Here is a 14,141-nt window from a genome sequence, read left to right as displayed (position 1 = left end):
CCCACCATTTACGCATGCCAAGGCAACAAAACCGGTGCCAGGCACGGCCCCACGAGGGCCATGAGCTCTGCGTGGGGCGAGCCCAGGCCCCTTCAGGCCCGAACCCCCTCCGGCAACGGCAACGCCAGCAGACGTTCATCCAGCAGCCCCAAGCCTTCCTGGAACAGCTGGTTGCTGCGCTCGGTCTCGCCAAGGCCGGCCAGAAGCCGCGCCAGCTCCGCGCAAGCCTCTGGATTGCGCTCCATGCGCAGGCTGCTCTCCAGGTAGTCACGGGCCTTGCCCCACAGGCGATTCTGCAGGCTCAGGCGCCCTAGGGTAAGCAACAGACTAGGGTCCTGCGGATGCTCCTTCAGCCAGCCTTCGGCCGTCTGCAACTGGCGCCCAGGATCATCGCCGCGCACCAGCCCATACAAGCGGGCCAGATGGCTTTCGTAGCCACGCTTGAGCGCGCCGCGCAACACCTGCTCGGCTTCACCCTGAGCGCCGATTTGGCGCAGCTGCTCGGCATAGGCCGACACCAGTTGCGGCTCCTGGCGCTGGGCGTTGGTCAACTGCTGCCAGGCGCGCTCGAGCGCCTGGCGCGCCGTCTGCGGGTCCTCGTCACGGGTCGCCGCCAGGCCCAGGTTCTGGCCCCAGGCACGCTGCTCCAGGTCGGCCAGTTCGGCCGCTGGCAGCACCTTGTGCTTGCGCAGGTCAGGCAGCAGGCGGATCAGCGCCGGCCAGTCACCACGCTCCAGGTGCAGGCGGTGCAGCAGGCGCAGCACCTGCGCATTGTGCGGATGGCGCTCCTGCATGGCCTGCAGGGCCTCCAGCGCCCCGTCGCTTTCGCCGCGGTCCATCTGCAGTTGGGCATGGGTCAGGGCGACGGCAAGCTCTGCCTGGGGTTGGCGCTCCAGGGCGCGCTCGAGCAACTGGTCACGCTCCTCGACCCGGCCCAGTTCGTTGGCGGCACGGGCGGCGCCGAGGTAGTAGAGCAGTGGCTGGCGATCGGATTCGGCGGCACGCTGCAGGTGGCGTTGGGCACTTGCCCAGCGCCCCTCGGCCAGGTCCAGCTGCCCCTGCTCGATAGCGATGCGCTTGCGGCGGCTGCGGTTGCGCCGCGACCAGGGGTTGACCACCCCGGAGGACGTCAGCACCAGCCCGACCAGGTAACGCGCCAGCAGCAACAGCAGGACGATCCCGACCAGCGCGCCCAGTGCCGCCCACAGCCCCGACTGATAGCGGAAGCCGCCGTAGGCGATCAGCACGTAGCCGCTGTGCTTGGCGATCGCGATACCCAGCGCCGCGGCAATGACGATCGCCAACACTGCCAGCAGGTAGACGCGCTTCATGGCTTGGCCCCTTCCGTGGTGGCCGGCAGGTGGCGACGCTGGATATAGGCCTGCACCGCAGCCAGGCTCTCGCTCAGGTCAGGCGTGACCACCGACACCGGCTGGTCGGCCAGCTGGTTGAGGTTGTCGAGCATCGCCTTGCTCTGCGGATTGTCCGGGTTGAAGTTGGCCAGCAACACACTGCGCGCATCGTCCAGGGCCTGGGTGTAGACCTTGGCTTCGCCATTGAGCGCCGCCCATTGTGCCTGTTCGATGGTCAGGCTCAGGGCCAGGCGCAGCTGGTTGAGCGACTGGCCGGACAGCAGCGGGCGAACGTTGTCGTCGGCATTGAACTCGATCTGGAAGTACTTGGACATTTCCGCCCACCACTGTGACCAGCGGCTGGCGCCGTCGCCATCGGCGGTCAGGGCCCCCATGGCGTCGGCCTGGCTGTCGAACTCGGGCGACTGGGCGCTGAGCTGCTGGACCATCTCACGCTGCGCGGCGAGCTTGAGGAACAGGCCGGTACGGTCCGGCTGCTGGGTGCTGGAAAGCGTCGCCAGGCTACGTGCCAACTGCTCGCGGGCAGCGAAGGCGCCCGGGTCGCTCTGCTCACGAAGAATTTCATCGGCGCCCTCGACCAACGCCTTGGCGCTGGTGATGTCCTGCAACGCCGACAGGCGCAGGGTCGCCAGGCGCAGCAAGTGCTCGGCCTCGGCCAGGCGCCACTCCTTGCGGCTTTCGCCCAGTACGGTCTCCAGGCGCTGGCTCAGGCGCTGCTGGTCGCCCTGCAGTTGCGCTACAAGGCGACGGCGATCTTCCAGTTCGCTGGCTGCCGGAAGGCTGGCCAGCTGCGCGCTGAGCTGCTGCTCGCGCTGCTGCAGCGCGTCGGCGCGCTGGTTGAGGGCTTGCAGGTGTTCGCCCTGGCCTTGTTCGCTGCCTTGCAGCTGGCGAACCTGCCAGACGCCCCAGCCGCCGACCGCGACGCCTGCGGCGCCCAGTAGCAGGGCCAGCAGCGCCAGGCCGTTGCCGGAGCGTCGGGCGGGCTTGGCGGTGGCGGATTCCGGCGCCTCGGACGCCACGGGCTGTTCGGTGTTGGACAAGACAGTTTCGCTCACGTATCCATCCTTTGCATGGTGGCGCATCGCTCTCTAGCTTAGCGCCTTAAGAGGCAGGCGCAGCGGTTCGCTGCACGGCTGCCAGCAAGGCCGCGGCGCTGGCGCCACGGCAATCCACAATATCCAGCGCCCCGAGTGCGCGGGCCTGTTCAGCGACCCGTGGGCTGGGCACGAACAGCGGCAATCGGGAAAACCGCGGCCAGTGCGCACCCGCGAGTCGATGCAAGTGTTCCAGCCCCTGCCCACTGCTGACCACCAGGCCATTCAGGCGTTCCCCATCGATGCGTCGGGCGAGGGTTCCGGCAGGGTAGTCGGGCAGGCAGCGGCGATACAATTCCAGATAATCGACACTAGCACCTTGCTCGGCAAGACGCTCGGCCAGCAGTTCACGACCTCCGACGCCGCGCACGATCAGGACGCGCGGCCTCGGTGACTCAGCAATAGCCTCGCGCAAGGCGGGCAGCCCGAGCAAGGCCTCGCTGTCGTCACCGGCCGCTGGAAAGGCCACTTGCAGCCCATGCTCCTGAAGAATTCGCGCCGTCGCCTCACCTACCGTGAACCAACCTGCGGAAGGCGGTTTCACTCCCGCCTGGGCGAGCTGCTCCAGCAGCAGGCGGGCCGCCGGCTTGCTGACCACGATGATGGCGTGAGCCCCGGCGATCGTCCGCAGGCGCTGCATCTGCGCCGGGTCCGGTGCGAGCGCCTCGATCACCAGCAAAGGCAGGCTGGCGCTGGCGATACCCGCGTCGGCCAGCGTCTGCGCCAGTGCCGCACAGTCCTCTTCAGGGCGGGTCAGCAGCAGGCGCCAGGGGCTCACGGGTGGCCGGCCTCGCCGTAGACTTCCTTGAGGATCGCCTCGGCGCCCTGCCCCAGCAGGTCTTCGGCGACCTGTATGCCCAAGGCCTCGGCATCCACGCGCGCAGCGCGGGCTTCGGCCACCAGCAAGGTGCCACCGGAGGGCTGGCCAACCAGGCCACGCAGCCACAGCTGTTCGCCTTCAAGCACCGCGTAGCAGGCGATCGGCACCTGGCAGCCACCATTGAGGCGCTTGTTCAGGGCACGCTCGGCCACCACCCGGTCAGCGGTGTCGGCATGGTGCAGCGGCGCCAGCAAGGCATGAATCTCGGTATCAGCGCTACGGCACTCGATCCCCACCGCGCCCTGGCCACCAGCCGGCAGGCTGTCATCGACACTGATGGAGGCGGTAATGCGGTCCTCGAAGCCGAGGCGGATCAGGCCTGCGGCGGCGAGGATGATGGCGTCGTATTCGCCGGCATCGAGCTTGGCCAGGCGCGTATTGACGTTGCCGCGCAGGAAGCGGATCTGAAGATCGGGCCGACGCGCCAGCAGTTGCGCCTGGCGGCGCAGGCTCGAAGTGCCGACAACACTGCCGGCCGGCAGTGCCTCGAGGCTTGCAAAGGTATTGGAAACAAAGGCATCGCGCGGGTCTTCGCGCTCGCAGATGCAGTACAGGCCCAGGCCTTCGGGGAAGTCCATGGGCACGTCTTTCATCGAATGCACGGCGATATCGGCTTCGTTGTCGAGCAGGGCGGTTTCCAGCTCCTTGACGAACAGGCCCTTGCCGCCGATCTTCGCCAGCGGCGCGTCGAGCAGCTTGTCGCCACGGCTGACCATGGGCACCAGGGTTACGACAAGACCTGGGTGCGCCTGCTCCAGGCGGGCTTTTACATATTCGGCCTGCCACAGGGCCAAGGCACTTTTACGGGTGGCAATGCGGATTTCGCGAGTGGACATGAAACGCCCCGAACCAGAGAAATGCCGTCGATGATAACAGCTCCTCCGGGTGTGCCCGCAGATTCAGATCAGCAAAGCGCCACGTGGGAACGGGCTTGACCCGCGATTGCGATGGTGGGCAATGCACCTTATCGCGGGGCAAGGCCGCTCTCACGCTGTCGAAGGGTATTCAGTGCAAGGACTGCATCATCTTGCGCACCCCGGCCACATGCCGACGGCTGACGGTCAGGGCATCGCCCTCTAGCCCCTTCAGGTAGAGCTGGAAATGCCCCAGCGGCGTGCGCTGCAACCGCTCGATGCGCTCACGGGCAACCAGCGCGTTGCGGTGAATACGCACAAACCGCTCGCCGAACTCGTCTTCCAGGGCCTTGAGGGGTTCGTCGAGCAGCACTTCGCCTGCCTCGTGGCGCAAGGTGACGTACTTGTGGTCGGCGATGAAATAGATGACCTGGGGAATAGGGATCAACTCGATGCCCTTGCGCGTGCGGGCACTGATATGGCTGCGTGGGCCGCCGCCGGTATCGCCTGCGGGGCGGGTCAACGCCGCCAGCTGGGCGCGGTTGGGTTTTTCAGCCCGACGCAAGGCGTCACGCAGCGCCTGGGGCTGGAGGGGCTTCTCGACATGGCTCAAAGTGCTGTCCCTGAAGGCTTCGCTGCCGTATTCGTCGTCGCCGGTGCAGAACACCACCGCCGGCGGCGACTCGCGCTCGCAGAGCCGGGCGGCGACCTGCAGGCCATCGAGGCCCGGCATGCCGATGTCCAGCACCACCACGTCGGGCTTGAGGCTTTCGATCAGGGTCAGGGCCTCCTCGCCGTTGGTGGCGCTGGGCTCCATCACGGTGTAACCCTCCAGCTCGCCAAGCAGCCGGCTCAGGCGCTCGCGGGCCTGGGGTTCATCATCAACGATCAGGACATTCATAATTGCGCTGGATTCCTGAGTGAGTCTCGCACGGGTATAGCGTAGACAAGTGTGGGGCGACCGAAACGCGGTCACGCTACAGACCGGTGCGAAGGCCAAAGATTCACTGGCCTGGCAGATTCACCGCCAGCCCTTTGTCCAACTGTAGACGCTCCGTGGAACACTGCCGTTCAATCGTTGAATATGCCGCACCCCCTTGTTACCGGACGATTCTCGCGACCAGCGCCCTGCGGCGGCGGGCGCAACCCTGCTATGATCGGCGCCACTTTTCCGTTCACGCCTTCAACGAGTGAATCCATGAGCACCGACAAGACCAATCAGTCCTGGGGCGGCCGCTTCAGTGAGCCCGTCGACGCCTTCGTCGCCCGTTTCACCGCCTCGGTCGATTTCGACAAGCGCCTGTACCGCCACGACATCATGGGTTCGATCGCCCACGCCACCATGCTGGCGCAGGTCGGCGTACTCAGCGACGCCGAGCGCGACACCATCATCGATGGCCTGAAGACCATCCAGGGCGAGATCGAGGCCGGCACCTTCGACTGGCGCGTCGACCTGGAAGACGTGCACATGAACATCGAGGCGCGCCTGACCGACCGCATCGGCATCACCGGCAAGAAGCTGCACACTGGCCGCAGCCGCAACGACCAGGTGGCCACCGACATCCGCCTGTGGCTGCGTGACGAGATCGACCTGATCCTGGCCGAGATCACCCGCCTGCAAAAGGGCCTGCTGGAACAGGCCGAGCGTGAAGCCGAGACCATCATGCCCGGCTTCACCCACCTGCAGACCGCCCAGCCGGTGACCTTCGGCCACCACCTGCTGGCCTGGTTCGAAATGCTCAGCCGCGACTACGAGCGCCTGGTCGACTGCCGCAAGCGCGCCAACCGCATGCCCCTGGGCAGCGCCGCGCTGGCCGGCACCACCTACCCGATCGACCGCGAGCTGACCTGCAAGTTGCTGGGCTTCGAAGCCGTGGCCGGCAACTCGCTGGACGGCGTCTCGGACCGCGACTTCGCCATCGAATTCTGCGCCGCCGCGAGCATCGCGATGATGCACCTGTCGCGCTTCTCCGAAGAGCTGGTGCTGTGGACCAGCGCGCAGTTCCAGTTCATCGACCTGCCCGACCGCTTCTGCACCGGCAGCTCGATCATGCCGCAGAAGAAGAACCCGGACGTACCCGAGCTGGTACGTGGCAAGAGCGGCCGCGTGTTCGGCGCCCTGACCGGCCTGCTGACCCTGATGAAAGGCCAGCCGCTGGCCTACAACAAGGACAACCAGGAAGATAAAGAGCCGCTGTTCGACGCCGCCGACACCCTGCGCGACTCGCTGCGCGCCTTCGCCGACATGATCCCGGCGATCAAGCCCAAGCACGCGATCATGCGCGAAGCGGCCCTGCGCGGCTTCTCCACCGCCACGGACCTCGCCGACTACCTGGTGCGCCGCGGCCTGCCGTTCCGTGACTGCCACGAGATCGTCGGCCACGCGGTGAAACATGGCGTCGACACCGGCAAGGACCTGGCCGAGATGAGCCTGGAAGAGCTGCGCCAGTTCAGCGACCAGATCGAGCAGGACGTGTTTGCCGTGCTGACCCTGGAAGGTTCGGTCAACGCCCGCAACCACATCGGTGGCACCGCGCCGGCCCAGGTGCGCGCGGCAGTGGCTCGCGGCCAGGCACTGCTGACTTCGCGCTGACAACGCACTCGCGGGGCAAGTCGGGCCGCCGCATCGCCGCTCCCACAAGGCCTGGACAAGGCTCGTGGGAGCGGCGATGCGGCGGCCCGACTTGCCCCGCGAGTGTTTACAGCGTTAGCGCTTGTTCTTGATCATTTCGAGGAATGCCGGCATCGCCGCGTCCTTGTCCGCCACGATCCTCGCCATGTGCGGGTTCTCACCCAGCAATTGCAACAGCTTCTTCGCTTCCGTGAAGTCCTCCAGGAAGTCGATGTTCAGCACCTTCTTGCCCACCGCGCAGGCCAGGTCGACCGAGAAACAGAACATCAGGTCGGCGATGGTCAGCTGCTCACCGGCCACATACGGCGCGAACCTGCCATTGCGCCTGAGGGTGGCAAAGCCCGCCAGCAGATCCACCCGCGCCCGCTCCTTGATCAGCGGCTCCACCGCCGCGCCGAAGAACGCCTCGGCGTAGCAGGTACGCGCTGGCAGCTCGATATACAGCTCGATTTCCCGCAGCAGCTCGCGCACCTTGGCCTGCCCGAAGGCATCGGCCGGCAGCAGCGCCTTGCCCGGCTGGGTCTGCTCGATGTAGTCGAGGATGACCCCGGTCTCGCTGATGAAACCGTGCTCGGTCTGCAGCACCGGCACCTTGCCACGGGGGCTGATGGCCAGGGCTTGAGGCAACTGGCCGCCGAAGAACGGCACCTCTTCGAAGGGCACGCCTTTCTCCAGCAAGGCCAGCTTGACCATGTTGTAGTAGTTGCTGACCGCGAATCCATGAAGCTTGAGCATTGAGACAGCCTCCAAGGCCGTATGGGGTTGGCCCGGCTGTTATAGCTCCCTTGCCCACCCTTGGCCAGTGCCATGCCCGGCGCTGATGGCCGGGCATTGCCAGCGCAGGCGTGGCACACTGTGCGCCTTACCACAGGAGCACCGCCATGAGCGAACCCCAAGACATCGACAGCAATGATGAAGAAGACTTCGCCGAGGCCACCCTGACCCAGGCGATCGAGAACCAGATCGAAAGCGGCGAGCCGCCGGCCGCCAAGGCCACTTTCAACAAGCTGACACTGGTCGGCTACGAGCGTGAAGACATCCTCAACCTCATGGCCCACGTGCTGGCCATCGAGATCGACGCCATGCTCGACGAAGATCGCCCGTTCGATACCGAGTGGTACGAAACCGCCCTGCGCGCCCTGCCGGAGCTGCCACCTGAGGCGGATCAAGGCGCCATCGAATAAACCTGACTACACTCCTGACTTCCATCCTTGTCTCGAAGTCAGGAGTAGCCCATGCCCTTCAACCCCGAACTGATCGCCGAACTGGAAGTCCTTTCCCAGTTCAACCTGGACAGTCACCAGGAAGGCATCAAGGTGTGCAGTGACGCCTCCCCGGCCTTGGTCGCCGCAGCCAAGCGTCTGCACGACAAAGGCCTTACCGACCAGCCCGACGGCGGCTATCTCACCAGCCTGGGCACTGACGCCGCCGAGAGTGTGCAGTTGCTCCTCAGGGTTCTGAAAACGCCTCAGCCTGCCTGAAATTCGCCAAGCCCGCCTCCGCAAAAACATGGGGGCGGGCCTGCCCCGTCGCAGAAGCCAAGCAAGATGTCTGCAATCTGACGCCAAAAAGCCAGCAACCCCTTATCCGACCGCGCCACTCAGGCTAAACTCGCCAGAGCTTCCCCCGGCCTGCCTGAGCGCGCAATGAACCACCCCCACGAAATCCGCCCCGACCTGGATCAAGGCATCGACCGCAAGGAGCTGGCCAAGCTGCGCGCGCGCTTCCTGAAGATCAACCAGGGCCGCCTGGCACGGGCGATGGAAGGGTTATCCACACGCCAACAGCAGGTCATCACGCTGCTGCCACTGTTCTTCCACGTCAATCATCCGCTGCTGCCAGGCTATGTTTCCGGCACCACCCCCGCCGGCGTCTCCGGTTTCGAGCCCGACGGCGAGCTGCTCGCCGAAGCCCAGCGCCTGACCCGCTCGTTCACCTACAAGCCACGCCACGGCAATCCACCGCAGCCGATCCACGGCCTGTTTCTGATGGGCAGCCTCGGCACGCTGGCCCAGGCCGAGCAGAGCGACATGGACCTGTGGGTGTGCCATGCACCGGACCTGGACGAGCAGGCCGTGGCCGACTTGCGACGCAAGTGCCAGCTGCTCGAAACCTGGGCGGCCAGCCAAGGCGCCGAAGCTCATTTTTTCCTGATCGAACCCCGGGGCTTCGTCCAGGGCGAGCGCGATGGCCAGCTCAGCTCCGACGACTGCGGCACCACCCAGCATTACCTGCTGCTCGACGAGTTCTACCGCACCGCCATCTGGCTGGCCGGGCGCACGCCGCTGTGGTGGCTGGTGCCGGTCTACCAGGAACACAACTACCGCGACTACACCCAGACCCTGCTGTCCAAGCGCTTCATCCGCGCCCAGGACGATCTCGACCTGGGCCACCTGGCGCACATTCCGTCGGGCGAGTTCGTCGGCGCCGGGCTGTGGCAGCTGTTCAAGGGTATCGACTCACCCTACAAGTCGCTGCTCAAGCTGCTGCTCACCGAGGCCTACGCCAGCGAGCACCCGCAGGTGCGCTGCCTGAGCCTGGACTACAAGCGGGCCGTGTTCGCCAACCAGCTGGATCTGGATGAGCTCGACCCCTACGTGATGGTCTACCGCCGCATCGAACGCTACCTGCTCCTGCGCGGCGAGCCGGCACGCCTGGAGCTGGTGCGGCGCAGCCTGTACCTGAAGGTAAACAAGAAGCTCGGCGACCAGGGCCGTACACGTAGCGGGGGCTGGCAACGCCAGCTCCTGGGGCGCCTGACCGAAGAATGGGGCTGGGACGAGCGCCAACTGGCACTGCTCGACAGTCGCAGCCAGTGGAAAGTGCGCCAGGTGGCGGTCGAGCGCCGCGAACTGGTGGCAGAGCTGAACCACAGTTACCGCTTCCTGACCCAGTTTGCCCGCCAGCAGAACGCCAACAGCCGCGCCGACCAGCGTGACCTCAATGTGCTTGGCCGCCGCCTCTACGCCGCCTTCGAGCGCCGGGCCGGCAAGATCGAGGTGATCAACCCGGGCATCGCCCCGGACTTGGCCGAGGACACCCTGACTCTGGTGCAATCACCCAACCGCAAGGAACCGGGCACACACCACTGGGGGTTGTACAACGGCAACCTGGCCGTACACGAGTGGGAGCACTTCAGCCCGATCAAGCGCTGCCGCGAACTGCTCGAGCTGCTCACCTGGGCCCACCGCAATGGCGTGATCGACAGCAGCACGCGCCTGGCCCTGCACCCAGGTGTCAGCGACCTGAGCGAGTTCGAGCTGTTCAACCTGATCGGCAGCCTGCAGCAGAGCATCCCCCTGCCCCTGGAGACAGTCAGCGAGGTGCGCCTGCTGCAGCCGAGCGTGGCCAACGAGATCCTGCTGTTGGTGAATGTCGGCGTCGACCCGCTGCGCCATCAGCGCGACCTGAACATTCTGATGACCACTGAGCGCACCGACTCGCTGAGCTACGCCGGGGTACGCGAGAACCTGGTGCTGACCCTCGACCAGATCACCCTCAACAGCTGGAACGAGGTGCTGGTGCAACGCTACGACGGCGAGCATGCGCTGGCGCGCTGCCTGCGCGACTTCCTCAACAGCCTGGGCCAGCGCAGCCACCGCCCGCGGGTGCGGGTACGCTGCTATTGCCACAACCGCGCCCAGGCCATCAGCCAGCGGGTCGAGGAGATCTTCGACACCGTGCAATTGCTGCTCGACCAGGGCCTGAATCACCGTTACCTGCTGCAGGTGGCCCAGCACACCCACATCCTCGACCTGCAGCCCGGGCAGGTGACCCTGGCCAGCCTCGCCGACCACGACGCGGTGCTGGCGGCCCTCGGCGAGGAGCGCGGCAGATACAGCCCGTTGCACCTGGACACCCACGCCCTGCAGGACCACGACCTGCCGCTGGTTCTGGCCCAGGGCCAGCCCGGCTGCATCCAGGTGTTCTACCGCCTGTTCGAGGGCTGGGCCGACCTGTACGTGCTCGATGAGCACAACGCGCTCTGGCAACAACGGCTGCCACTGCAGGACGAGCCGCACCTGCTGCTGCCGCTGCAACGCTTCCTGCAATCGATGCTGATGCGCCGCGACGCCCAGTTGCCACTGGACAGCCTGCCGCTGGCATCGCTGCGCATCCTCTATTACCAGTTGCTGCCCTCAGGCATCGGCAAGGCACGCAGCCTGGAGCCAAGACCGGCACCTTCGGACAACCAGAACCAGGCGTATTTCGAAGTTCAGGCGATCCTCCAGGCCGGCACGGGCGAAGAGGTGCATGTCACCCTTTACTGCGACCAGCAGGAGTTTTCCGAACTGGAGCATGGCGACCAGCTGTATGCCGTGGTCGCCCGGCAGATCCTGCGCCAGCGCCGCGGCAGCGGCAGTTACCGCTGCTACATCACCGACCTCGACCTGTCCGAGCTGCTGGAGGACGAGCAAGGGTCCACCAGCCTCTACCTGCGCTACAAACGCGAGCTGGAGCAGGCACTCAACGATGGGCTGGAGCAACTGCAGGCGCGGCTGGAGCCCTGATCACCTCAGAGATCGAAATCGCCTGCCGCTTCCGGCTGGTACTCGACTGCCAGCAGCTCGAGCTTGAGCGTCTTGCCGCCCGGCGCCGGCCAGTCGATCTGGTCGCCCACCGACAGGCCCAGCAGTGCGCAGCCGATCGGCGCAAGGATCGAGACGTTGCCTTCAGGGCCAGCGTCCTTCGGATACACCAGGGTCAGGTGGTAATCCTTGCCACTGGCGATCTCGCGGCAGTGCACGCGGGAGTTCATGGTCACCACGCCGGCCGGGACTTCCTCGTGACCCACCACGTTTTCGGCGCGGTCCAGCTCGTCCTGCAGGGCGAGCACACCCGGGGTGCTTTCATCGAGGGCGTCGAGCAGGCGCTCGAGACGCTGCACGTCCAGTCGGGTGAGGATGAGGGAAGGCTTGGTGCTCATGATCCAGTCAGACTCCTTTGAACAGGCAATTTACTAAAGGCAGATAAAGCAAAACCCCGCCCAAGGGCGGGGTTTGTGAAATGCTTGGCGTCACCGACGCAGACCCTGACACTACCACAGCGGGGCAAATACTCAAGCCCACACCGTCGTTGTGGCTATGCCTGGCGCCCTGTTTTCAGGGCCAGCGCCTCGCGGCAGATCTGCCGGCGCCGTTCGTCATCGGCCGAGCGCCACTCACGGATATGCTCGACGTGGCGGTGGCAGCCGGTACAGACCTTGTACTCATCCAGCCGACATATGCTGATACAAGGTGACGGCACCGCCGGGCTCACATTGCTGTAGAGCGGCTTGGGCGGCCTGGGCTGTTCGCTCATTTCAGATCTCGTCGAAGTCCAGCTTCTCGCCGGCCCGCTCCCAGACGATGCGCTCGAGCATCTCGCCGAGCAGCTCTTCGCTCTTCTCGCACACCCACTTGCCGCTCTCTTCGTCGTAATCGAAGTGGAAACCACCGGACTTGTCCGCCAGCCACAATTGGCGCAGCGGCTCCTGGCGGCTGAAGATCAGCTGGCTGCCGTTATCGAACTTGATGGTCAGGACGCCAGCGGAGTTCTCCATGTCCAGGTCCATGCCGCTTTCATCGAACAGATCTTCCAGGGCCTGTTGGGTCGCGTCGACCAGGTCGTGGAAACGCGCTTCGCTCAAACTCATTGCAAGGACCTCGAAAAATGGCTGTACACACGCAAGCCGGGCACGATAAGGGCGAAAGCCTCAAGCTACAAGCTAATAGCTGTAAGAAAAAGCCGCATCGCCTTTGGTCGCCGCACCGCCGCCAAGGGGGTGCCCCTTGCATAGGCAATCAGGTGGTCGCTCGGTATACTCGGCCGCAATACTGCATATTTCCAAGGATTTCACCCATGAAACGCCTGATTTCCTCCCTCGCGGCGCTGGTCGCGGTCGCCTGCCTCGTTTCGGCCTGCGGTCAGAAAGGCCCCCTGTACCTGCCAGAAGACGGCAAGGACGGCAAAGGCCCGCGCAAGTCGCACCAGCATGCCAAGCCAGTCCAGCCGCAACCTGTGCTGGAGCAGCAGCAAGAGCAGCCAGAAGAGTCGCCCGCGCAGTAAGGAAATCCCATGGATGCATTCAACTACCGCGGCGGTGAGCTGTTCGCGGAAGGGGTGGCCCTGTCGGCGATCGCCGAACGCTTCGGTACGCCCACCTACGTGTACTCGCGTGCCCATATCGAGGCGCAGTACCGCAACTACACCGATGCCCTGCACGGGGTGGAGCACCTGGTCTGCTTCGCGGTCAAGGCCAATTCCAACCTGGGCGTGCTGAACCTGCTGGCGCGCCTGGGCGCGGGCTTCGACATCGTTTCCGGCGGTGAGCTGGAGCGCGTGCTGGCCGCCGGTGGCCGCGCCGATCGCGTGGTGTTCTCCGGTGTCGGCAAGACCCGCGAGGACATGCGCCGCGCCCTGGAAGTGGGCGTGCACTGTTTCAACGTCGAGTCCACCGACGAGCTCGAGCGCCTGCAAGTGGTGGCCGCCGAGATGGGCAAGGTCGCGCCGGTGTCGCTGCGCGTGAACCCGGACGTCGACGCCGGCACCCACCCTTACATCTCCACTGGCCTCAAGGAAAACAAGTTCGGCATCGCCATTGCCGACGCCGAGGCCATCTACGTGCGCGCCGCGCAGTTGCCGAACCTCGACGTGGTCGGTGTTGACTGCCACATCGGCTCACAGCTGACCACCGTCGAACCGTTCCTCGATGCCCTCGACCGCCTGCTGGTGCTGGTCGATCGCCTGGCCGAGTGCGGCATCCACCTGCGCCATCTCGACCTCGGTGGCGGTGTCGGCGTGCGCTATCGCGACGAACAGCCGCCGGAGCTTGCCGATTACATCAAGGCCATTCGCGAGCGCATCGGCAGCCGCGACCTGGCCCTGGTGTTCGAGCCGGGCCGCTATATCGTCGCCAACGGCGGCGTGCTGCTGACCCGCGTGGAATACCTCAAGCACACCGAGCACAAGGACTTCGCCATCATCGACGCGGCGATGAACGACCTGATCCGCCCGGCCTTGTACCAGGCCTGGATGGACATCAGCGCAGTCAAGCCTCGCGAAGGCGAAGGTCGGGCCTACGACTTGGTCGGCCCGATCTGCGAGACCGGCGACTTCCTGGGCAAGGACCGCGTGCTGGACCTGGCCGAGGGCGACCTGCTGGCCGTGCGCTCCGCGGGCGCCTATGGTTTCGTCATGAGCTCCAACTACAACACCCGTGGCCGCTGCGCCGAAGTGCTGGTCGATGGAGACCAGGCCTTCGAAGTGCGTCGCCGCGAGACCGTCACCGAACTGTTCGCCGGCGAAAGCCTGCTGCCGGAGTGAACC

General features: G+C 65.6%; 15 protein-coding genes. 6 read left to right on the top strand and 9 right to left on the bottom strand.

What is annotated here, in order from left to right:
* Positions 1-92 precede the first annotated feature (92 nt).
* The 5 genes from LOY42_RS00770 to LOY42_RS00750 form a co-directional block, all read right to left on the bottom strand.
* Entirely contained in the window at positions 93-1,331 is a 1,239-nt protein-coding gene (locus LOY42_RS00770; RefSeq protein WP_102683517.1) for a heme biosynthesis protein HemY, read from the bottom strand.
* Positions 1,328-2,428 carry a uroporphyrinogen-III C-methyltransferase gene (locus LOY42_RS00765; RefSeq protein WP_102683518.1) on the bottom strand — a complete coding sequence of 367 codons (1,101 nt, stop codon included), beginning with the start codon at positions 2,426-2,428 and terminating at the stop codon, positions 1,328-1,330. The genes LOY42_RS00770 and LOY42_RS00765 overlap by 4 nt, the downstream gene beginning before the upstream one ends.
* Before the next feature lie 46 nt (positions 2,429-2,474).
* Positions 2,475-3,245: a uroporphyrinogen-III synthase gene (locus LOY42_RS00760; RefSeq protein WP_139674499.1), complete on the bottom strand. Its 771-nt coding sequence runs from the start codon at positions 3,243-3,245 to the stop codon at positions 2,475-2,477.
* Positions 3,242-4,183, bottom strand: coding sequence for a hydroxymethylbilane synthase (hemC, locus tag LOY42_RS00755; protein WP_102683520.1), 942 nt, complete (start codon positions 4,181-4,183; stop codon positions 3,242-3,244). The genes LOY42_RS00760 and hemC overlap by 4 nt, the downstream gene beginning before the upstream one ends.
* Positions 4,184-4,352: 169 nt before the next feature.
* Positions 4,353-5,102, bottom strand: coding sequence for a LytTR family DNA-binding domain-containing protein (locus LOY42_RS00750; RefSeq protein WP_139674502.1), 750 nt, complete (start codon positions 5,100-5,102; stop codon positions 4,353-4,355).
* A gap of 297 nt (positions 5,103-5,399) precedes the next feature.
* On the opposite strand from LOY42_RS00750, the gene argH reads away from it, so the two are divergent.
* Complete coding sequence (argH, locus tag LOY42_RS00745; RefSeq protein ID WP_258599681.1) at positions 5,400-6,794, top strand: argininosuccinate lyase; 1,395 nt, start codon at positions 5,400-5,402, stop codon at positions 6,792-6,794.
* A gap of 114 nt (positions 6,795-6,908) precedes the next feature.
* Here the strand turns inward: argH and LOY42_RS00740 are convergent, their stop codons facing one another.
* Positions 6,909-7,568 carry a glutathione S-transferase gene (locus LOY42_RS00740; RefSeq protein WP_198754951.1) on the bottom strand — a complete coding sequence of 220 codons (660 nt, stop codon included), beginning with the start codon at positions 7,566-7,568 and terminating at the stop codon, positions 6,909-6,911.
* A gap of 146 nt (positions 7,569-7,714) precedes the next feature.
* On the opposite strand from LOY42_RS00740, the gene LOY42_RS00735 reads away from it, so the two are divergent.
* From LOY42_RS00735 to LOY42_RS00725, 3 genes are all read left to right on the top strand, one after another.
* Positions 7,715-8,017: a hypothetical protein gene (locus tag LOY42_RS00735; protein WP_102683524.1), complete on the top strand. Its 303-nt coding sequence runs from the start codon at positions 7,715-7,717 to the stop codon at positions 8,015-8,017.
* A 51-nt stretch (positions 8,018-8,068) separates the two neighbouring features.
* Positions 8,069-8,314: a TIGR02647 family protein gene (locus LOY42_RS00730; protein ID WP_102683525.1), complete on the top strand. Its 246-nt coding sequence runs from the start codon at positions 8,069-8,071 to the stop codon at positions 8,312-8,314.
* Between the two features lie 165 nt (positions 8,315-8,479).
* Entirely contained in the window at positions 8,480-11,344 is a 2,865-nt protein-coding gene (locus LOY42_RS00725) for a class I adenylate cyclase (RefSeq protein ID WP_139674508.1), read from the top strand.
* 5 nt (positions 11,345-11,349) lie between these two features.
* Here the strand turns inward: LOY42_RS00725 and rnk are convergent, their stop codons facing one another.
* The 3 genes from rnk to cyaY form a co-directional block, all read right to left on the bottom strand.
* The gene (gene rnk, locus LOY42_RS00720) at positions 11,350-11,760 is read right to left on the bottom strand and encodes a nucleoside diphosphate kinase regulator (protein WP_102683527.1); all 411 of its coding nucleotides are present in this window, start codon (positions 11,758-11,760) and stop codon (positions 11,350-11,352) included.
* Between the two features lie 155 nt (positions 11,761-11,915).
* Positions 11,916-12,134, bottom strand: coding sequence for a DUF1289 domain-containing protein (locus tag LOY42_RS00715; RefSeq protein WP_110697045.1), 219 nt, complete (start codon positions 12,132-12,134; stop codon positions 11,916-11,918).
* Position 12,135: 1 nt separating this feature from the next.
* Positions 12,136-12,468, bottom strand: coding sequence for an iron donor protein CyaY (gene cyaY / locus LOY42_RS00710; protein ID WP_102683529.1), 333 nt, complete (start codon positions 12,466-12,468; stop codon positions 12,136-12,138).
* Positions 12,469-12,674: 206 nt separating this feature from the next.
* Between cyaY and lptM the strand changes: the two genes are divergently transcribed.
* Together lptM and lysA are read left to right on the top strand one after the other, a co-directional pair.
* A complete protein-coding gene (gene lptM / locus LOY42_RS00705) occupies positions 12,675-12,881 on the top strand; it encodes an LPS translocon maturation chaperone LptM (protein WP_102683530.1) in 207 nt (68 codons plus the stop codon).
* 9 nt (positions 12,882-12,890) lie between these two features.
* A complete protein-coding gene (gene lysA / locus LOY42_RS00700; protein WP_258599680.1) occupies positions 12,891-14,138 on the top strand; it encodes a diaminopimelate decarboxylase in 1,248 nt (415 codons plus the stop codon).
* Positions 14,139-14,141 lie beyond the last annotated feature (3 nt).

Origin of the sequence: Pseudomonas sp. B21-023 (assembly GCF_024749165.1) — a bacterium.
Classification (GTDB): Bacteria; Pseudomonadota; Gammaproteobacteria; order Pseudomonadales; family Pseudomonadaceae; genus Aquipseudomonas.
The sequence above is the reverse complement of the archived record's forward strand: the minus strand, read 5'-3'. Positions and strand labels throughout refer to the sequence as shown.